The organism is Promicromonospora iranensis, from assembly GCF_028994775.1.
GTDB classification, from domain to species: Bacteria; Actinomycetota; Actinomycetes; order Actinomycetales; family Cellulomonadaceae; genus Promicromonospora; species Promicromonospora iranensis_A.
On sequence record NZ_JAJQMN010000015.1, the window covers coordinates 71514 to 91260 of the forward strand.

Sequence of the window (19747 nt, forward strand, 5' to 3'; positions counted from 1 at the left end):
GTAGAGCTCTGGCGAGGTAGGAACGGGGCGAAGCAGAACGCCGGCTCGCGTCCTGCGCCGCCCCGCTCCTTACCTGATGTGAGACCTGATGTGGGACCTCAGGTGAGACCTGATGTGAGGGCGTCAGCCCTGGTTGCCGAACCACTCCTGCATCCAGTCCGGGACGTTGTTCGGCGCGCTCTGGTCCGAGCCGGAGTCCGGCTGCTGCCCGCCCTGCGAGCCCTGGTCCTGCGAGCCCTGGTCCTGGGTCGCCGACTCCTCCTTGACCGCGAGCGTGACGGTGACCTCCTCGGTGCTGCCGTCGCGCACCACGGTCAGCACCGACTCGTCTCCGGCCTGCTTCTCCCGGACGAACGCCGTGAGGGACGCCGAGCCGTTGACCGCGTCACCGTCGATGGCGACGATCACGTCGCCCTGCTCGATGCCCGCCTCGCCGGCCGGCGAGTCCGGGGTGACCTCCACGACCCCCGCACCGCGGCGGGTGACGTCGTCGGCCGTGGCGGTGGCGTCCTGGAGCGAGACGCCGAGGAACGCGTGCTCGGCGGTGCCGTCCTCCTTGAGCTGGTCACCGATCTGCGTGGCCAGGTTCGACGGGATGGCGAAACCCAGGCCGATCGAGCCGGAGCCGCCCGACGCCATCCCGCTCGACAGGGTGGCGATCGAGGACGTGATGCCGATGACCTCGCCCGACGCGTTGAACAGCGGTCCACCCGAGTTGCCCGGGTTCACCGCGGCGTCGATCTGGATGGCGTTGGTGACCACCTGGTCCGAGCCGTCCTCGGCGCTGGCCGTGACGGGACGGTCCAGGGCGGACACGATGCCCGTCGTGGCGGTGTTCGCCAGCCCCAGCGGGTTGCCGAGCGCCATCACGGGCTCGCCCACCACGACGTCCGACGAGTCCCCGAACTTCGCGGGCCTGAGGTCGGACGGCGGGTCGGACAGCTGCACGACGGCGAGGTCGGTGGCCGGGTCGGTGCCGACGATGTCGGCCTCGAACACGCGGCCGTCGCTCAGCGTCACCTGGACCGTCGACGCGTCGGCGACGACGTGGTTGTTGGTGAGGATGCGGCCCTCGGAGTCCAGCACGACGCCCGAACCCTCCGCGCCGCCGCCCTGGCTCTCCACCTGGATCGCCACCACGGACTCCTGGACCGCCGAGGTGACGGACGTCCAGTTCGGGTTCTCGACGGTCGAGCTCCGCACGGGCACGTTCTGGCTGGCCGTCTGCCCGACGTCGGCCAGGGAGCCGACACCGTCGTCGTCGGTGAGCGACATGACACCGGCGGTGCCCAGGCTGGCCAGCAGCGCGGCGGCCGCGGCCGCGCTGACCACGGGAACCCAGGTGCGGTTCCTCGTCCTCTGCTCGCCCGACGCCGTCGCGGTCGCCGTGGCCGGCACCGCGTACGGGTTGACGTATCCGGACGTCGCGCCGGCGGCAGGCGCCGCGTGCTGCACGGGCAGCGGGTGCCGGACCGGCCCGCCCACGGGTACGGACGGGGGCGCCGGGGGCTGCGCAGGGTTCGACGGCTGGGCAGGGTTCGAGGGCTGCGCGGCGTTCGAGGACTGCTCAGGTGCCGCGTCGTGTGCCGGTGCGGGTGCGGGTGCCGGTGCGGCGACCGGCAGCTGCTGGGTCGGCTGCGTCGCGGGCGGCAGCTGCTCGGTGGGCTGCGTCGCGGGCGGCTGCTGGTCCGGCTGCGGAGTAGTGCTGTTCTCGTCGGTCATCGTGACCCTCCTTGAAGTCAGAACCAGTTGACACCCCCTTCCTTGCTCCAGCCTTGGACGAGTCTGTGAGTTTGCTGCATGCCCTCACGGCTGGACGGCAGCGACCATGCGGCGCGCCAGCTCGGTCGTCTCCGTCTGCCGGTCCGCGCGCGGCACCCGCACCTCGATGACCTGGATGCCGTGACTCGGCGCCTGCAGCGCATGACGCAGGGTCGGCACGTCCTTCACCAGCTGGTGGTCCACGCCGTACCCCGCGCACAGCTGCGCCAGGTTCGACCCGTGCGGCGTACCGAAGACCCGCTCGAACGTGGCGCTCGCGGCACTGCCCGTGTCGGCGAGCGCACCGTGCTCCAGCGTCGCGAAGATCGATCCGCCGTCGTCGTTCACCACGACGATCTCGAGGTCCACCTGGGGCTCGTCCGGCCCCCGGAGCAGACCGCCGACGTCGTGCAGGAACGTGAGGTCGCCCAGGAGAGCGCGTGTGCGCAGGCCACGCCGGGCGGCGGCGAGCGCGACCCCGACCGCCGTCGACACGGTGCCGTCGATGCCCGCGAGACCCCGGTTGGCGAGGACCGCCGGGCCCGGGCCGTCGAGGCCGAGCACCAGCTCGAGGTCCCGCACGGGGTTGGACGAGCCGACCACCAGCAGGTCGTCCGGCCCGAGCACCGCGGCGACGGCCCGGGCCACGGAGAGCGCGGTGGGCCCGCCGAGGACGGCGTCGTCGCTGGTGACGTCGTCGAGCACACGGGACGCCTGCGCCCCGGCGGCACGCCAGCGCTCCAGGAAGGCGGACGGCGGCGGCGTGGATGTCTCGAACCAGGCGGGCGCCACGCCCGGTAGCACGACGGCGGCGTTGCGGGCGGCGTCCGGCCACGGACCGGCGCCCGGCGCGACCACGGTGACCGTGACGTCGGGCCGGGCCAGCAGCCGCTGCACCGGCCGCGAGAGCGTGGGCCGGCCGAGGACGACCACCTGCTCGATCCCCGCGGCGAGCTCGTCCGACCCGAGCAGCACCCGGTACGCGGCGATCGCGTTGGGTCCGCCGGTCGCGCCCGACGAGGGTTCCGCGAACAGCGGCCAGCCCTGCACCTCGGCGAGCTGCCTGGCATCGGTGCCCGCACCGTCACCCGCGACGACGACCGTCCGCGCCGGGTCACCCGGCAGCGCGGGCGACGCGACGTGCTGCAGCACCGCGGGCACGACGAGCGGCGGGTCCGGCTCGGGGTGACCCTCCTGCGCGGTGTCCGCGGGCAGCCCCGGCAGCGGGGCCGACGGCGCCAGCGGGTCCCGGAACGCCAGGTTGAGGTGCACGGGGCCGGGATGCCCCGACCGGAACCCAAGGGCGGCGCTGACCGCACGCCCGGTGACGCTCCGCAGGTCCCTCAGCTCCTGCGCGCTCGCGGTGCCCGGCTCGGCGCCGGGCTCGCCCGCCAGGCCCTGGCTGCCCGACGGCGCCGGCACGTCCACGGCGAACCGCACCGCCGAGCCGAAGATGCCCACCTGGTCGGTGGTCTGTGACGCCCCGGTGCCGCGCAGCTCGTGCGGCCGGTCGGCGGTGAGCAGGATCAGCGGCAGCCCGGTGTGGCTCGCCTCCAGCACGGCGGGGTGCAGGTTCGCGACCGCGGTCCCCGACGTCGTGACGACGGCGACCGGTGCACCCTCCGAGGCCTTCGACAGGCCGAGCGCGAGGAACCCCGCCGACCGCTCGTCGATCCGCACGTGCAGCGTGACCCGGCCGGCGTCGGCGGCCTCCGCCGCGGCGTAGGCAAGGGGGGCGCTGCGCGAGCCGGGGGCGAGCACGATGTCCTCCACACCCCGGCTGACCAGGTCCGCGACCAGTGCGCGAGCGGCGGTGACGGCGGGCGGGATCGTCATGCGTCCTCCAGGATCCGGGTCAGTCGGTGGTACCGCGCGAGCCAGCGCTCTGCGGTCAGATGGTCGGCCGCGGCGGCCGCGAGCGCCCCGGGCGAGGGTTCGGGGCGGCGGACGGGGAGCGCGCCGTCGACGGGCAGCAGCGGCTCGGCGACGACGTCGTGCACCAGGAGCTGGGAGGTCGCGAGCCCGCAGGCGTAGGGCAGCTCGGGCAGGGCGGCAGCGAGGGCGACGCCGGCGGCGAGGCCGATCGAGCTCTCCAGCGCGGACGAGACGACGACGGGCAGCCCTACCTGTTCGGCGAGGTCGAGGCAGGCGCGGACGCCGCCGAGGGGCTGGACCTTGAGGACGACTATGTCGGCAGCCTCCTCGCGCACCACCCGCAGGGGGTCGGACGCGCGGCGGATGGACTCGTCGGCCGCGACGGGTACGTCCTGCTTGCGGCGGACGAGAGCCAGGTCCTCGACGGCCGCGCAGGGCTGTTCCACGTACTCGAGCCCGCCCGCCGCGCGGTCGATCTCGGCCAGGTGGGCGAGGGCTTCGCCGGTGGTCCAGGCGGCGTTGGCGTCGATCCGGATGGCGCCGTCGGGCCCGAGGGCCTCTCGGACCGCCGCTACCCGTTCGACCTCGGCGGACACGGGTTCGAGCGTGCCGTCCGGCCCGCGCTGGGCGACCTTGACCTTGGCGGTTCGGCAGCCGCCGGACGCCAGGACGATCTCCCGAGCCCGGTCCGGCCCGACGGCGGGGACCGTCACGTTCACCGGGACGCTCTGCCGGACCGGTTCGGGCCAGCCGACGAAGGCGGCCTCGCGGGCCGCGCGCAGCCACGTCGCCGACTCCGCGTCGTCGTAGTCCCAGAACGGCGACAGCTCGCCCCAGCCGGCAGGGCCGTGCAGCAGGACGCCGTCGCGCACGTCGATACCGCGAAAGCGGGTTTGTAGGGGCGTCGACCAGACGACGGGTTCACCGATCAGCACAGGCTCAGGCTAACGACCCACGCGAGCCGGCCGGGCCCTCCCGGCTCCTGACGCTGGTTCCGGCGCTGGTTCTGACGCTGGTTCGGCAGGCTCTGGAGCGCCGGAACCGAGGCCGGCATGGTCGGATCCGGCCTGCTGAACGCGGGTCAGTCCACTCCGGGCAGCGGCCCGTCAGTGGAGTGGGCGGCGTAGTAGTCCGACTGGCGGCGCATGAGCTCGCGCATCGAGACGTCCCTGCCAACCCCGTACACAGTGCCGGGGAAGTCGAGCTCACGCTGGATCGCCCAGATCTCCTCGTGCCGGTCGGGCGGCAGGATCGTGGCGGGGTCGCCGACCGCGACCCAGCCGATCGGCACGACCGCTCCCGGCGCCACCACGGTGTTGACCTGCACGACGCCGTGGATGCGCACCTCGGCGCCCGTGCCGATGACGCTCCCCGGGAACAGTGCGGCGCCGGTGGCGATGAAGACCTCGTCCTCGACGGTGCTGCCGTTGACGTGGGCGTGCGGGCCGATCATGACTGCGGACCCGATGCGTGCAGGGTGGTCCCGGCGTCCGCGGACGAGCGCGTTCTCCATGACGACGGTGTCCTCGCCGATCACCACGGCGCCGTCCTCGGCCGTGAGCACGGCTCCGTGCAGGATCCTCGCGCCCGCCCCGACGCGGGCGTCACCGACGACGGTCGCCGACGGGGCGACGTAGGCCGACGGGTCGATGGAGGGTTCGAGACCGCGATGGCGGATGAGCATGTAAGGGTTCCTCTCGTCGCGGTCACCTTAAGCGCCGACACCCACACGACATCGAGCGCCCGCGGTTGTTTCGTAAAACGAACGGTAGCGACCGGTTCATGAAACAAGGCCCGCCATCGACTCACCCGCCCCGAACTAGGCTTTGCCGCGTGAGCACGAGCACCGAACTGCCCCAGCAAGTCTCCGAGACGTTCGACCCGCAGCGCTGGCGCGCGGTGTCCGGCTTCGACGACCTGACCGACCTTACGTACCACCGCGGCGTCGACCGCACCGGTCCGGAGCCGCGTGACCTGCCGGTGGTCCGCGTCGCGTTCGACCGGCCGGAGGTCCGCAACGCGTTCCGCCCGCACACGGTGGACGAGCTGTACCGGGTGATGGACCACGCGCGGATGACGTCCGACGTCGGCACGGTGCTGCTGACCGGCAACGGCCCCTCCCCCAAGGACGGCGGCTGGGCGTTCTGCAGCGGCGGTGACCAGCGCATCCGCGGGCGGGACGGCTACCGCTACGCGGAGGGTGAGAACGCCGACTCCATCGACCCGGCCAAGGCCGGACGCCTGCACATCCTGGAGGTGCAGCGCCTGATCCGGACCATGCCCAAGGTCGTGGTCGCGGTCGTGGACGGCTGGGCTGCCGGCGGCGGGCACTCCCTGCACGTCGTCGCCGACCTCACCGTCGCGTGCCGCGAGCACGGCAGGTTCAAGCAGACCGACGCCGACGTCGGCTCGTTCGACGCCGGGTACGGGTCCGCGTACTTCGCCCGCCAGATCGGGCAGAAGCGCGCCCGCGAGGTCTTCTTCCTCGCCCGTGAGTACTCCGCCGACGACGCCGAGCGCTGGGGCTCCGTCAACGAGGTAGCGGCCCACGAGGACCTGGAAGGGCTCGCGCTCGAGTACGCGCGGATCATCGCCACCAAGTCGCCGCAGGCCATCCGGATGCTGAAGTTCGCGTTCAACGCGGCCGACGACGGCATCGCGGGGCAGCAGGTGTTCGCCGGCGAGGCGACGCGGCTGGCGTACATGACGGACGAGGCGGTCGAGGGCAAGGAGGCGTTCCTGGAGCGCCGCGAGCCGGACTGGTCGGCCTTCCCCTACTACTACTAGTCGTCACTATTACTAGTCGTCACTATTACTAGTCGTCACATGGCCGCCGGACCGAGATCTGAACGTCCTCCGGAGCCCGGATCGACGGACAGGTGACGGTTCGGCGAACGACGTGACGGCGGGGTCAGTCGTCGTCCGGCACACGACCGTCCGGGGTGACCGGGGCCGGCGTCGTGTCGACCCGGAACTCCTCGGCACCCAGCGCTCGCGCCAGCTCGTCGGATCCGGTGAGCACCACGACCCCCGGGTACCGCGCCAGGATGCGCTCCAACCGGTCGCGTCCCTCCTGGTCCAGGTCGCGGTCCAGGTCCGCGACCAGGAGCAGCGGCGGCTCGCCGTAGATGGCGCGCGCCAGGGCGAGCCGGGCACGTTCGTCGGTGCTCAGCGGCTCCCCGCCGGAACGCAGCACGGTGCGCGGCCCGTCCGGGAAGCGGCCGACCGCGAGGCCGACGGTCTCCAGGACGGCGAGGGCCGTCTCCTCGTCGAGGTCGGGACGCCGGTAGCGCAGCGCGCGGCGCAGCGGCCCTCGCTCGAACACGGCGCCCCGCGTCGCGAGCCCGACGAGCGCGCGACCGCGTGCCGGCGCGACGGCCCCCAGGTTCTCGCCGCCCACCCAGACCTCGTCGGCGATGCCCGGTGGGGCGGCATCCAGCCCGACGACCCTGCGCATCAGGCGCAGGGCTGCCTCGGGGTCGTCGCTGGTCAGGCGGATCCGGGCGCCGGGCGCCGCACGCAGGGGTGAGCCGTCCGGGGTGAGCCCGGGGACCGCCAGGTGCACCAGGCCCGGCCCGTCCGCGCCGTCCGGCACGGGGGCCGACGCCGCGGCGTCCCGCGACCGCTCGTACGCGGTGCGCCGGCGTGCGGCGTCGGCGAGCGCCGGGCCCAGCACGGCGCGAGCGGCCAGATAGGTCTGGCGGTACTCGACGATCCGGCCGATGTCGATGATCGGGGTCGACGCAATGCCCGCGACGGCCATCGCGGCCATCGTGACGGTGGGATCGAGGCCCCGGACGACGCCGATCGCCGCGACGGCGAGCGTGGCCAGCATCGCAGCCACGGTGCCCCCGGCCCGGATCAGGCCGACGATCTCCGAACGGTCGACAGCGCGGTCGACGACCGCGTCCGAGGCGGAGTCGATGTGGCCCAGTTCCCGGCCGGCGCCGCGTGCGGCGATGATCCCCTGCGAGGCGCCGACGGTGTCGGCGATCCGCGTGGCCATGCGACCGCGGGCGCGCCGGAGACTGCGCGACTTCTGGTAGGCGGTCCGCGCCCAGGGCACGAGGACCGCGGCGAGCACACCGAGCGGCAGCAGGAAGCCGAGGCCGAGGAACGGGTCGATGATCGTGAGGCCCACGGCGGAGCCGACGATGAGCGGGATCCCCGCCGCGAGCGGTCCGACGCCCTGCGACACCCAGTTGCGCACGCTGGAGAGGTCGTTGGTGGTCCGGGCGACCGTGATGCCGAGGTGGGTGCGGCTGCCCGGGGTGAGCTCGGCCTCCACCAGGTCGCGGCGCACGTGCCGCACGTAGTCCTGGCCGAGCCGTTCCGCGGCGATCCGCTCCTCCACGCGCAGTCCCCCGAGCGCCACGGCCGCCGCGACGATGCTGAGGATCACGGCTGCCATCGGCCACGAGCCGCTCCCGCGGAGCTGCGTGAGGGCCCACGCGCTGAGCGCGCCGAGGGCGCCCTGGCCCAGGCCGAGGCCGACCAGACCGAGCACCCAGCCCCGCCGGGCGCCGGTGAAGATCTTCGGCAGGCCGCCCGGATCAGGCGACCGCATGCCCAGCACCCGCCCCGGCAGGAGCCAGGCCCGCCGCCGTCAGCGCGACGGCGGGCAGGCAGAGGTCGAAGGTCGGCACCACCGCGACGTCGAGCGCCGCACGTGCCTCAGCCGTGGCGAGCGGCGAGGCGGTGAGCACCCCGGACACCACGGACGGCTCGCAGCCGAGCGCACGGAGCGCGGCGATCCCGCCGCTCGCGCCCAGCGCGTCCCCGGCGGCGAACACCACGCGGTCCACCACCGAGCGGAACGCGTCGTCGGTCAGCAGGCGGCTCGTGTCGCCCTGGAAGATGCCGTCGGCGATCTCGATCAGCACGACGTCGGGTGCCCCGTCCCCCGCCGGGGACGCCAGCACGTCGGTCATGGTCGCGAACACGTCCCGCACCTCCTCGAAGGAGAGGCCGAACGTGCTGGGCAGGCCGAAGTCGGTGAAGTCGACGACCCGGTCCGCACCCGCGTCGGTGTAGCGGTGCGCGTCGTTGCCCGCACCCGTGCCCGTCGCCTTGCCCGCATGCACGGTGAGGCCGGCCGCCGTGAGGCCTCGGGCGAGGCAGGCCAGCGTCGTGGACTTGCCGGAGTTCATCGACGTACCGACCACGGCGACGACGGGGACCCGCGTCGCCGCACCGCTCGCCGCCGACGCCGCGCGCACCACGTGCGGCGCGAACGTCGAGAGGTTCACCACCCGGTTCCCGCTGGAGAGCAGCCCGACCGGCTCGATCACCGTGGCGTCGTCGGTCGCGGCATGCTGCTCGACCACCCGCGAGGCGAGCCCGCCTGCGGCAGCGAGATGGCATTCCCCCAGGTCCTCGGGGATGACGGCGAGGAACTGGTCAGAGGCGTAGCGCGATCCGTAGGACACGATGATCTCGTCACCCTCGAACAGGATCTGGCGGCGGGACACCGGCGACTCGAGCCGCTTGTGCTGGCCGATCGTCACCACCCGGGCCAGGACGACGTCGCCGGGCCGCGGCGCACGTGCCAGGTCGGTGACCAGGTCGAAGGCGCCCGGGTCCGCCTCGATCGCCGCCGCGACGAACCGCGTGGAGTAGGCCTTCTTGGCCCGCAGCAGCCGGCGGACGAGCGGGTCGGGCGTCCGCGCCGCGACGGCGGCGGCGTCGACCCGGAGCGGGGTGGCGACGGGGCGCGGGGTGGCGACGGGGCGCGGGGCGTAGCCGCGCAGGTCCGGGGACGTGTCGAGGATGCTCATGACGGCCACGCTTTCTTGTCGAGGGACGCGAGGTGCAACACCGTCACTCAACTAGGCCGCCATGAACCCGTGATGAGACCCGGATGAAAGGTCTCTCATCGGGCACCCGCCGAACCGCCGTCATCACCCGGCCGACGCCGTCGGCACTGGTCAGCGCACCGACCAGTCCCCCGTGCCGCGCGGGACGAGCTCGATCCACGTGTTGCCCGGGTCGAGCTCCGCCTCCCGGCCGTCGAGGGTCTTGAGCACGATCGGCGCCCTGAGGTGCTGCTTCGACCAGCGCACGGCGACCCGGTGCCCCATCGACGCCAGTGTGCCGGTGCCGCTCCGGCCCGCGAGGCGGTGCTCCGGCACGGGCGCGCCGGCCGGGTCCCTCCACTTGGTGTTGAACACCTCGGTGGACAGCACCAGCACGTTCCGCGCGGCGTGCCGCCGGCCGTCCGCCGCGACCGAAGCCGCCGAGCCCTCGCTGCGGAGGTAGCGCTTGTTCGTGCGGTCCCACGTCCACACGGTCCGCTGCGCGCGGGACAGCCGCACGTCGACCACCCGCGCAGGCTTCCCGGCCTGGGGCGCGGACCCCTCGCCCAGCTTCCGCGCGTACTCGAACTGCGCCGGCGGCGGGGCTGTCCGTTTGCCGTCGGCCTGCGCGATGAACGACGACATCCGGCCGATCACGTTGTGGGGCGCCCGCCGGCCCGGGTCCCGGCTGAAGCCGCCGTCGCCGTCGTCCATGATGATCGCCTGGGTGCCCAGGCGCTTCACCGCGGCGATGAACGGGCCCTGCCCGCCCGAGAACGCCAGGATGCCGTCGAGCGGCGCGACGATCGCGGGGTCCATCGGCCGCACGGAGCGCACCGGCTCCACGACGTCCGGGATGTTCGAGTGGTAGGTCGCGACGAACCGGGTGATGCCGCCCTCGACCACCTCTTCCCAGACGATGTCGGCCTCCACGAGCCCGCGCTGCGGGCGGGCCTCCACCGCGTTCTCGATCTTCACCGACACCGCCGGGCGCGCCTTGACCTTCATGGTCTCCACGCCGGTGAGCGGCCACACGACGGGTTCGTCAGGTCGGGGCGGTCTGTCCCGGTCGCCTCGGACGGGGGCGTCGACGGTGGTGGTGGGGGTCGGTTCCGGTTCGGCGGGGCGGTCGGGTCCGCAGCCGGCCAGCGTCAGCACCATCGCCAGCACCGCTGCTGTGCCCCGCACGGCCGTCGTCCAGCGCATCGTCATGCGATCTCCTCCGCCGGCACCCGGCCCTGGGCCATCCCCGGGGTCGTTCCGCGTGGCGCACACCCTACAGACACGGTAGTCCCGCACCCGCGGGGCACGCTTACCCTCGTGAGGTGGCCCCGACCGACCCCTCGCCCGCCCCGCTGGACAGCGTCGTGCGCGCCGTCCGGGACGCCCTCGACGGCGGCCCGGCGTACGCACCACAGCCCCGGCTGTCCGACGCCGACGTGCCGGCCGGCACCGCACTCGTGCTGCGGACGTCCGGTTCCACGGGAAACCCTCGTGAGGTCGCGCTGAGCGCCGCCGCCCTGCGCGCCTCCGCGGAGGCCACCCACGCACGGCTCGGCGGCCCCGGACACTGGCTGCTCGTGCTGCCGCCCACCCACGTCGCGGGGGTGCAGGTCATCACCCGCTCCCTCGTGACGGGGCGCGGGGTGTACCCGGACACGCTCGACCACTTCACCGCGGCGGGGTTCGCGGCCGTCGCCACCGACTTCGCCGACTTCCACGCGCACGGCGGGCGCGCGTACGTCTCGCTCGTCCCCACGCAGCTGCACCGCTTGGTCGCGGCGGCCGACGACGGCGCCGGCGCCGGCCTCGACGCCCTCGCCCGGTTCGACGCCGTGCTCGTCGGCGGCGCGGCCGCACCGGCACCGCTGCTGGCCCGGGCCCGGGCCGCCGGGGTGCGCGTGGTCACCACCTACGGCATGTCCGAGACGAGCGGCGGCTGCGTGTACGACGGCGTGCCGCTCGACGGCGTGCGCGTCCGGCTGGCTGACGCCGGGGCCAGTGCCGACGTCGAGGCCGTGGCAGACGCCGACACCGAGGCCAGGGCCGGGGCCAAGACCGGCACGGGCGTCGTCGAGCTGTCCGGCCCGATGCTCGCCGAGGGCTACGTGGGCGACTCCGAGGCGACCGCAGCCGCCTTCCGCACGGACCCCGACGGCACCCGCTGGTTCCGCACCTCGGACCTCGGCCGCCTGGACGACGGCCGGCTCACGATCCTCGGCCGCGCGGACGACGTCATCCTCACCGGCGGGGTCAACGTCGCCCCGGCGGCCGTCGAGGACGCGATGGCCGAGCACCTCGCGGAGTTCGGCACCCCGGGTGAGACCTGCGTCGTCGGCGTGCCCGATGCCGAGTGGGGCCAGGCGGTCGTCGCGGTCGTCACGATCGAGGCTGCCGGCCGGACGCCGGTCAGCCGCGAACCGTCGGCGGCCACGAGCCTCGCCGACGGCGGTGCGTTGGTCGCCGGCGGCGGTGAGCTGCTCGCCGGGCTGCGCTCCGCCGTCGGGCGGAGGCTGGGGGCGCCGAGCGCACCGCGTCGCGTGTACGTCACGACGGCCCTGCCGACCCGTGGCCCCGGCAAGACGGACCGCCGGGCGGTGCGGGACGCCGTCGTGCGGGCCGAGCGGGAGGCAGCCGGGGAACCCGTGCGACCATGACTTCGTTCCTCCGCCAGGACCGTGCACAGGCCCGGACCTGACGTCCTGAGCAACCAGACACACCCCACGAACGAAGGACACGCTGATGGCGACTGCCGCCGAGTGGATCTCCGGGGCCCGGCCCCGCACGTTGCCGGCGGCGGCGGCCCCGGTCATGATCGGCACCGGTGCGGCCGCCCAGGTCGACTCGTACGCCTGGCTGCCCGCACTGCTCGCGCTGGGTGTCGCCCTCGCGCTGCAGATCGGCGTCAACTTCGCCAACGACTACTCGGACGGCGTGCGCGGGACCGACCTCGACCGGGTGGGCCCGATGCGGCTGACCGCGTCCGGCGCCGCCGCCCCGGGCGCCGTGAAGGGCGCGGCGTTCGCGGCATTCGGTGTCGCGGCGGTGCTCGGGCTGGCGCTCAGCGCGGTCTCGGGCCACTGGTGGCTGCTCGCGGTGGGCGCGGTGTGCGTCGCGGCCGCCTGGTACTACACGGGCGGCAAGACGCCGTACGGGTACCGCGGTCTGGGCGAGATCGCCGTGTTCGTCTTCTTCGGCCTCGTCGCGGTGCTCGGCACCACGTACACGCAGGCCGACCGCATCACCTGGCCGGCGGTGCTCGGCGCCGTCGGGGTGGGTCTCATCGCGTGCGCACTGCTCATGGTGAACAACCTGCGCGACATCCCGACCGACGTGCTGGCCGGAAAGCGCACCCTGGCCGTGCGTCTCGGCGACCACCGGGCCCGCCGGGCCTACGTCGCGATGCTGTGGGTCCCGGTGCTCCTCGGCGCGGTGTGCGCGTTCTGGGCGCCGTGGACGCTCGTGGTGCTGTTCCTGCTCGGCCCGGCGCTGCTGCTGACCATCCCGGTGCTCGCCGGGGCGCGCGGCAAGCTGCTGATCCCCGTCCTGGCCGGCACCGGCCTGTACGAGCTGGGCTACGGCCTGCTGCTCTGGTTCGGGCTCGCGATCTGAGCCCGGCCGGAGTTCAGTCGGTCCGGAACTTCTGGTCGACCTGCGCGTCCTCGTGAGCCGCGTCCGCGTCGACCTTCGGGAAGACCGCCCGCTCGGCGGCACGGCGGTCGGCCCGTGCGGCGATCCATCGTGTCGCGGCGTCACGCGGCTTGGACAGCGTCAGGTACGACAGCGCCAGCGCCACCACCACCGCCACGACCGGGAGCAGCCAGCCCCGCAGGCCGACCAGGTAGAGCAGGCCGAGAGCCGCGCCGAACAGCGCGAGACGGAGCAGGGAGTAGATCAGAAGGGGCACCTACCCATGGTAGGCCGGGGCCAGGTCACACTCCGACGGTCGGCAACGCGGCGAAGGTCACCCTCGAGGCTCACGCGAGCCCGCTCACCCGCCGTAGGCTGGGGGGATGGCACGCATACTCCTGATCCTGGTCGTCGTCGGACTCATGGCGTATGCCCTGGCCGACGTCTGGGGAGCGGACGAGGACGAACGCGGCGGGTTGCCCCGCTGGCTCTGGGTGCTCCTGATCGTGCTGCTGCCCCTGCTGGGCGCCATCTCGTGGATCGTCATGCGCGTAGCGGCCCGCAGGTCCGGTGCCGGCCCGTCGGCCGGTGGCAGGCCCGGCGGCAGCCGCCCGAAGCCGCCGACCCGTCCCGGCCCGCGCCGCCCGTCCGGCCCCGTCGCGCCCGACGACGACCCCGAGTTCCTCTGGCGGCTCGAGCAGGAGAAGCGCAAGCGGGAGCGTGAGGCGCGCGGTCACCAGGAGGCGAAGGACGACGACGCGGAGAGCTGACCAAGACGGTCGCCCCGCGTCGGGGGGATCACAAGGACCGCTTCTGCCCAGCGGTTGGGCCCACAACTCACGTGAGTTGTGGGCCCAACCGCTGGGCAGAACCTTTCCGACGAGCGGGTCGGGCTCACAGGCCCGAGTACGAGTGCTTTCCGTTGAAAATCAGGTTCACGCCGGTGAAGTTGAACAGCACGCACGCGTAACCGGCCACGACGAACCACGCGGCACGGGTCCCGGACCAGCCGCGCGTGGTGCGCGCGTGCAGGTAGGCCGCATAGACCACCCACGGGATGAAGGTCCAGACCTCCTTGGGGTCCCAGCCCCAGTACCGGCCCCAGGCGTCCTCGGCCCAGATGGCGCCGCCGATGAGCGTGAAGGTCCACAGCACGAACGCGACCGAGTTCAGCCGGAACGACAGCGACTCCAGGGCCGAGGGCGTCAGCGTGTGGTCGAGCCAGCCCCAGTGCCGGCTGCCCAGCATCACCGAGCCGTTGTCCCGGCCGTCCCGCAGGAGCTGCAGCACCGACGTCACGAAGGCGACCGTGAAGATACCCGTCGCGCAGATTGCGACGCCCACGTGGATCACCAGCCAGTACTTCTGCAGGGCGGGCTGCACGCCCGTGGCCGCCACGAAGAACTGCTGCTGCGCCAGCACGAGGAAGAGCACGCTGATCCCGGTCACGAAGGCGCCGAGGAACCGCACGTCACGCCGGGTGTTCACCCCGGCGAACACCGCGACGGCGACGAACGTGCCGACCAGGGCGAACTCGTACATGTTCGCCCACGGCGTGCGGCCGGCGGCGATGCCGCGCAGGACGATCGCGATGAGCAGCAGCGCGGCGGCCAGCCAGGTCACGGACATCCCGACGCCGGCGAGCCTGCGGTTCACCGGTCCTGCGGCGGCCGCCGGGGCATCCGCGGGGGCGTCGGCCGACGCGTCCACGGGTCCACCGGCGCCCACCGCCACCTTGTCCCGGCTCCGGGTCGCGTCCCGCGCGTCGACCTTGGCACCTGACAGGCGCGACAGGTCCACCGCGAACGCGACGAGCGCGACGGCGAGGGCCGTCGCCGCGCCCCAGACGAGCAGCACACTGAGGTTTGCCAGCTCCATGTTCAGTCCTCTTCCGATCCGGTCTCGACACGTGGTTCCCGTGCCTGTCGGCGTGCGGCCGCCGACGCCTCGGCGGACACGTCCGCCTCTTCTGGCCGTTCCACTGCTCCGGGCACCGCCGCCAGCGCGCGGTCGACCTCGGCCTGCAGGCCGGCGTCGTCCCCGCGGGCGAGCCCCGCGACCTCGACCACGGTAGCCCCATCCTGCGCCACGTACGCTCGCGCCCAGACGCGCCGCCGGGGCGTGAAGAGCGAGACGGTGAGCCCGCCGAGCGCGAGCAGCGAGAACGCCAGCACGAACCCGAGGGAGGGGTCGTGCCGCAGGTCGAGCGCCACGTAACGCGGCAGCTCCTCGCCGAGGGTCAGGGTGCCGAGCCCGTCCGGCAGGTCCACCGTCTCGCCCGGTCGGGCCAGCACCTTGACCCGCTCGCCGGACTCCTCGACGGCAGGGGTGAGCGACGCGGTGTCGAGCTCGTACACGTTCTGCGGAGCGCCCTCGTCGAGGCCCAGGTCACCCGTGTACACCTCCAGCACGAGCAGCGGGTCGACGGGCTGCGGGAACGCCGAGCGGGCGGAGCCGTCGGGTTCGACCTCGGCGGTCGGCAGGAAGTAGCCCACCAGCCCGATCTGGTCGAGCCCCGGTGCCACGTCCGGCACCTTCACCACGCCGCGCGACGTGTACATCGTGTCCTGCGGGATGAACGTGACGCGCCCGGAGAAGGCGACCTCGCCCTCGGCGTCCCGCACGGTGATGTCCGGTGCGAAGCCGTTGCCCTGCAGGTAGATCTTGGCGCCGTCGACGACCAGGGGGTGGTTCACCTTCACGATCTCGGGCCGCTGCTCGCCGGACGGTTCGGTCACCGTCACATGCGCCGTGAAGTCGCGCGCCTGCGCGAAGGCCACCGTGTCGCTCGCGAACTCCGACACGAACCGGTCGAGGGTCATGGAGAACGGCACCAGCGACTCCGGCCGGAACCAGGCGCCCTTCTCGAACGTGTCGTAGTCCACGACGGCGTTCGCGAACCCGCGCCCCTCGGTGACGATCGCCTGGCCGCGGTAGTGCAGCAGCTGGCCCGTCGCCACCGACACGAGCAGGCCGACCAGCGCCAGGTGGAACACCAGGTTGCCGGTCTCGCGCAGGTAGCCGCGTTCGGCACTCACGGTGGCCGACGGCTGTCCCGGTGGTCGCTCCGGCCCCGTGCTCGCAGGCTCGCTCCGGCCCGACGCCCCACGCGCACCCCGGGCGGGCTCCTCACCCCGGTCCACGCGGAACGTGGGCAGCCAGGAGATCTTGCCGCGCAGGCGGGTGGCGATGGCGTCGGCCACCTCCTCGGGCGAGGCGTCGGTGGTCGCGAACGCCTTGGCGGGGAACCGGTTGAAGCGCGACGGCACGCGCGGTGGGCGGCCGCGCAGAGCGCGGTAGTGCGCCATGGAGCGCGGCAGGATGCAGCCGATCAGCGACACGAACAGCAGGATGTAGATCGCGGAGAACCAGACCGACGTGTAGACGTCGAAGAACCCGGCCCTGTCGAGCCACTCCCCCGCCGTCGGGTGATCGGCGAGGTACTCGATCACGGCGGCCGCGTCCTGATTGCGCTGCGGCAGCACCGACCCCGGCACGGCGGCGACGGCGAGCAGCATGAGCAGCATGAGCGCCACGCGCATCGACGTGAGCTGCCGCCACATCCAGCGCAGCGTGCCCACCAGGCCCAGCGTGGGCGCGGCGGGGCGGTTCGGCCTCTGCTCCTTGTCGCCGGACGACGGCGCGCGCTGTGCAGACGCGCCCTGCGCGGGCTCACCCTGCGTGAACTCGTCCGCGATGCCCTCGGGGACGTAGGTGCCGTCCTTGCTCGTACGCCCGGCCATCAGATCACCGTCTCGAATCCGCCGATCCAGAGCTGCATGGCACCGGTGAGCCGCGTCCACAGCCCCGTGACCAGCAGCAGCCCGACCAGAACCAGCATCCCGCCGCCGAGGCGCAGAGCCGCGAGGCGGTGCCGGCGCAGGAAGTCCATCATCCGCTCGGAGCTCTGCAGCCCGAGCGCCACGAGCAGGAACGGCACGCCGAGCCCGATGCAGTAGGCGACGCCGAGCAGCGCGCCCCGGCCGGCGGACGCCTCGTCGATCGCGAGCACCTGCACGGCGCCGAGGGTGGGGCCGATGCAGGGGGTCCAGCCCAGGCCGAACACGACACCGAGCAGCGGTGCGCCCCACAGACCGGCCCGGGGCGTCAGGTGGAACCGCGCCTCACGCTGCAGGAAGGGGAGGGCGCCGAGGAAGCCGAGGCCGAGCAGGATGACCACCGCGCCGAGCACCCGGGTGATCACGTCCTCCCAGCGCACCAGGTAGGAGCCGAGGCTGCCGAACACGGCACCGAACGAGACGAACACGGCGGTGAAGCCGAGCACGAACAGGGCGACGCCGCCGACGACGCGGGAGCGGGCAGGCTTGACGCGCGTCGCCACGCCCCCGGCCTCGGCGGTCGCGTTCATGGAGGCGGCGGCCATGCCGCTCACGTAACCGATGTATCCCGGCACGAGCGGCAGCACGCACGGCGAGGCGAAGGACACGAGGCCCGCCAGCGCCGCCACGGGCACCGCGAGCAGCAGCGACCCGCTGAACGCGGTGACGGCGAGCCCGTCGCCGACGGCGGTCGCAACGGTGCCGGACAGCATCAGGCGGCCTCCGCCAGGACGTCGTCGATCAGCGCCTCGAGCGTCGAGCCCTCGGCCTGACCGATGACCCGCGCGGCCACGTAGCCCTCCTGGTCCAGCACCACGGTGGTCGGCACCGCCTGCAGCGGCACGACGCCGTTCAGGCCGGCGATCACCACGCCGGTGCGGTCCTCGATGCTCGGGTAGGGCACCTCGAAGGTGCGCTGGAACGCCTGGGCGGCGCCGGCGTCGTCCTCGGTGTTGATGCCGACGAACCGCACGCCGTCCTTGGCGCCGGCCAGGTCCACGAGGTCGGGAGCCTCGGCGCGGCACGGGGCGCACGCGGCGTACCAGGTGTTCACGACGACCACGTCACCGGCCCAGTCGGCGGTGTCGACGTCCTCGCCCTCGAAGTCGGTGCCCTCGATGGCCACCGGACCCTTGCGCTCACCGACGTCGTACGTCTGCACCGACCCGTCGCCGGAGACGTACCCCTGCCCGACGACGTCGCCGGCCCCCGACTCCTCAGGTGTGCACCCGGCGAGGGCGGCCACCAGGCCGATGACGATGCCTACTGCCACTACCCACTGCACGACCCTGAAGGTCTTACCCCGCATCACGCGCCGGCAACCTTGCTCGCGCCGTCATAGAGCTCCGCGGCGGGCTCCGTGTAGTGGAGGCCGACGAACCGGTCGTCCTCGAAGTGCAGGGACGTCAGGGAGGCGAGGTTGCACTGGCGGTTGCGGGGGTCGTGCCAGAGCTGGCCGCCCTCGAACGACCGGCGCGTGAGCCACACCGGGAGCTGGTGGCTGACCAGCACGATCTCGTGGCCCTCGGCCGCCCGGCGTGCGTCCTCGACGGCGCCGCGCATGCGCTCGACCTGCTGCGTGTACGGCTCGCCCCACGAGGGACGGAACGGGTTCCACATGTACGGCCAGTTGCGCGGGCTCTTGAGCGCGCCGCCACCGTTGCCGACGGGCAGTCCCTCGAACCGGTTGCCTGCCTCGATGATGCGGTCGTCGGTAGCGAGCTCCAGCCCGAAGGCCTGCGCCACCGGGGCGGCGGTCTCCTGCGCGCGCTGCAGCGGGGAGGCCACCACCCGGGTCACGTCCCGGCCGGTGCTGGTGAGGTGGTCAGCGACGATCTTGGCCATCGCCTGGCCACGGTCGGAGAGGCGGTAGCCAGGCAGCCGCCCGTACAGGACACCGTCGGGGTTGTACACCTCGCCGTGACGCAGCAGGTGAACCGTCGTGGAAACCATGGCGCCCAGTCTCGCACCCGAGGCTGGGTGCCCGTGACCTCGGGCGTGTGGATTACGTCATCTCGCGCCGATCCGGGGACACCGACCTACTGTCGGTGAGAGGTCTCGCCGGAAACTTTCGGACTGAGCAAGGGAGCCCCACCATGACGGAGCAAGCATCCCCAGCCATGTATGCCCGCCTGCTTGCCGAGACACTGGGCACCTTCGTGCTGGTGCTGGGCGGCTGCGGCACCGCGGTCTTCGCCGCGAACTTCCCCGACGCCGAGACCAACACCGTCGGTGTGGGTTTCCTCGGTGTCGCTCTGGCGTTCGGGCTCACCGTGGTCGTCGCGGCCTTCGCCCTGGGCCCGATCTCGGGCGGCCACTTCAACCCCGCGGTCACCCTGGGACTGGCGACAGCAGGCCGGTTCTCGTGGGGTGACGTGGGCGGATACATCGTGGCGCAGCTGGTGGGTGGCGTGCTGGGCGCCAGCGTGCTGGCGCTCATCGCGCTCGGCGGGCCGAGCGGCTACTTCGACGCCGCACGCGAGTCGGGCTTCGCCGCGAACGGGTTCGGCGAGCACTCGCCGGACGGGTTCGGCCTGGGGTCCGCGATCCTCGTGGAGACGGTCCTGACCGCCGTGTTCCTCTTCGTCATCCTCGGCGCGACGGCGCGGATCGCCGCCCCCGGGTTCGCCCCGCTGGCGATCGGCCTCACGCTGACGCTGATCCACCTGGTCTCGATCCCTGTGACCAACACCTCGGTGAACCCGGCCCGTTCCGTGGCGACGGCGATCTACGCGGGCGGCTGGGCGTGGGGCCAGCTCTGGGTGTTCATCCTGTTCCCGATCCTCGGCGCCGTGCTCGCCGGGCTCGCGTACCGACCGATGTTCGGCCGCGTCGCCACCACCTGAC

At 73.3% G+C, this 19747-nt stretch carries 18 protein-coding genes; 5 read left to right on the forward strand and 13 right to left on the reverse strand.

All coding sequences use genetic code 11. The annotated features are described in order from the left end of the window. Nucleotides 1-123: 123 nt before the first annotated feature. The 4 genes from LUU90_RS22910 to LUU90_RS22925 form a co-directional block, all read right to left on the reverse strand. Nucleotides 124-1722: a S1C family serine protease gene (locus LUU90_RS22910; RefSeq protein WP_275006271.1), complete on the reverse strand. Its 1599-nt coding sequence runs from the start codon at nt 1720-1722 to the stop codon at nt 124-126. A gap of 84 nt (nt 1723-1806) precedes the next feature. Further along, a complete protein-coding gene (menD, locus tag LUU90_RS22915; protein WP_275006272.1) occupies nt 1807-3597 on the reverse strand; it encodes a 2-succinyl-5-enolpyruvyl-6-hydroxy-3-cyclohexene-1-carboxylic-acid synthase in 1791 nt (596 codons plus the stop codon). After that, a complete protein-coding gene (locus LUU90_RS22920) occupies nt 3594-4571 on the reverse strand; it encodes an o-succinylbenzoate synthase (RefSeq protein WP_275006273.1) in 978 nt (325 codons plus the stop codon). The genes menD and LUU90_RS22920 overlap by 4 nt, the downstream gene beginning before the upstream one ends. Before the next feature lie 146 nt (nt 4572-4717). After that, a complete protein-coding gene (locus LUU90_RS22925; RefSeq protein WP_275006274.1) occupies nt 4718-5320 on the reverse strand; it encodes a gamma carbonic anhydrase family protein in 603 nt (200 codons plus the stop codon). A 98-nt stretch (nt 5321-5418) separates the two neighbouring features. On the opposite strand from LUU90_RS22925, the gene LUU90_RS22930 reads away from it, so the two are divergent. Then, on the forward strand, nt 5419-6423 hold the full coding sequence (locus LUU90_RS22930) for a 1,4-dihydroxy-2-naphthoyl-CoA synthase (protein WP_275006275.1): 1005 nt from the start codon (nt 5419-5421) through the stop codon (nt 6421-6423). 124 nt (nt 6424-6547) lie between these two features. Here LUU90_RS22930 and LUU90_RS22935 read toward each other — a convergent pair whose 3' ends face one another. From LUU90_RS22935 to LUU90_RS22945, 3 genes are all read right to left on the reverse strand, one after another. Beyond that, on the reverse strand, nt 6548-8203 hold the full coding sequence (locus LUU90_RS22935; protein ID WP_275006276.1) for an ABC transporter ATP-binding protein: 1656 nt from the start codon (nt 8201-8203) through the stop codon (nt 6548-6550). Continuing rightward, entirely contained in the window at nt 8190-9413 is a 1224-nt protein-coding gene (locus tag LUU90_RS22940) for a DUF1611 domain-containing protein (protein ID WP_275006277.1), read from the reverse strand. Before LUU90_RS22940 ends, LUU90_RS22935 begins: the two co-directional genes overlap by 14 nt. A gap of 150 nt (nt 9414-9563) precedes the next feature. Continuing rightward, nucleotides 9564-10643 carry a DUF3048 domain-containing protein gene (locus LUU90_RS22945; protein WP_275006278.1) on the reverse strand — a complete coding sequence of 360 codons (1080 nt, stop codon included), beginning with the start codon at nt 10641-10643 and terminating at the stop codon, nt 9564-9566. A 113-nt stretch (nt 10644-10756) separates the two neighbouring features. Here LUU90_RS22945 and LUU90_RS22950 point away from each other — a divergent pair, with 113 nt between their 5' ends. Further along, the gene (locus LUU90_RS22950; RefSeq protein WP_275006279.1) at nt 10757-12088 is read left to right on the forward strand and encodes an AMP-binding protein; all 1332 of its coding nucleotides are present in this window, start codon (nt 10757-10759) and stop codon (nt 12086-12088) included. Between the two features lie 85 nt (nt 12089-12173). Next, nucleotides 12174-13043: a 1,4-dihydroxy-2-naphthoate polyprenyltransferase gene (locus LUU90_RS22955; RefSeq protein ID WP_275006280.1), complete on the forward strand. Its 870-nt coding sequence runs from the start codon at nt 12174-12176 to the stop codon at nt 13041-13043. Nucleotides 13044-13056: 13 nt separating this feature from the next. Here the strand turns inward: LUU90_RS22955 and LUU90_RS22960 are convergent, their stop codons facing one another. Beyond that, on the reverse strand, nt 13057-13338 hold the full coding sequence (locus LUU90_RS22960; protein WP_275006281.1) for a DUF4229 domain-containing protein: 282 nt from the start codon (nt 13336-13338) through the stop codon (nt 13057-13059). Nucleotides 13339-13444: 106 nt separating this feature from the next. On the opposite strand from LUU90_RS22960, the gene LUU90_RS22965 reads away from it, so the two are divergent. Continuing rightward, nucleotides 13445-13831: a PLDc N-terminal domain-containing protein gene (locus tag LUU90_RS22965; RefSeq protein ID WP_275006282.1), complete on the forward strand. Its 387-nt coding sequence runs from the start codon at nt 13445-13447 to the stop codon at nt 13829-13831. A 124-nt stretch (nt 13832-13955) separates the two neighbouring features. Here LUU90_RS22965 and ccsB read toward each other — a convergent pair whose 3' ends face one another. The 5 genes from ccsB to LUU90_RS22990 are packed head-to-tail and all read right to left on the reverse strand — an operon-like array spanning nt 13956 to nt 18853. Next, complete coding sequence (ccsB, locus tag LUU90_RS22970; protein ID WP_275006283.1) at nt 13956-14939, reverse strand: c-type cytochrome biogenesis protein CcsB; 984 nt, start codon at nt 14937-14939, stop codon at nt 13956-13958. A 2-nt stretch (nt 14940-14941) separates the two neighbouring features. Beyond that, on the reverse strand, nt 14942-16804 hold the full coding sequence (gene resB, locus LUU90_RS22975) for a cytochrome c biogenesis protein ResB (RefSeq protein ID WP_275006284.1): 1863 nt from the start codon (nt 16802-16804) through the stop codon (nt 14942-14944). After that, complete coding sequence (locus tag LUU90_RS22980) at nt 16804-17613, reverse strand: cytochrome c biogenesis CcdA family protein (protein WP_275006285.1); 810 nt, start codon at nt 17611-17613, stop codon at nt 16804-16806. Before LUU90_RS22980 ends, resB begins: the two co-directional genes overlap by 1 nt. Further along, nucleotides 17613-18209, reverse strand: a complete 597-nt coding sequence (locus tag LUU90_RS22985) for a TlpA family protein disulfide reductase (RefSeq protein WP_275006302.1) — start codon at nt 18207-18209, stop codon at nt 17613-17615. Before LUU90_RS22985 ends, LUU90_RS22980 begins: the two co-directional genes overlap by 1 nt. After that, on the reverse strand, nt 18209-18853 hold the full coding sequence (locus tag LUU90_RS22990) for a histidine phosphatase family protein (protein WP_275006286.1): 645 nt from the start codon (nt 18851-18853) through the stop codon (nt 18209-18211). The genes LUU90_RS22985 and LUU90_RS22990 overlap by 1 nt, the downstream gene beginning before the upstream one ends. Before the next feature lie 143 nt (nt 18854-18996). On the opposite strand from LUU90_RS22990, the gene aqpZ reads away from it, so the two are divergent. After that, complete coding sequence (gene aqpZ / locus LUU90_RS22995) at nt 18997-19746, forward strand: aquaporin Z (RefSeq protein WP_275006287.1); 750 nt, start codon at nt 18997-18999, stop codon at nt 19744-19746. Nucleotide 19747: the final 1 nt, after the last annotated feature.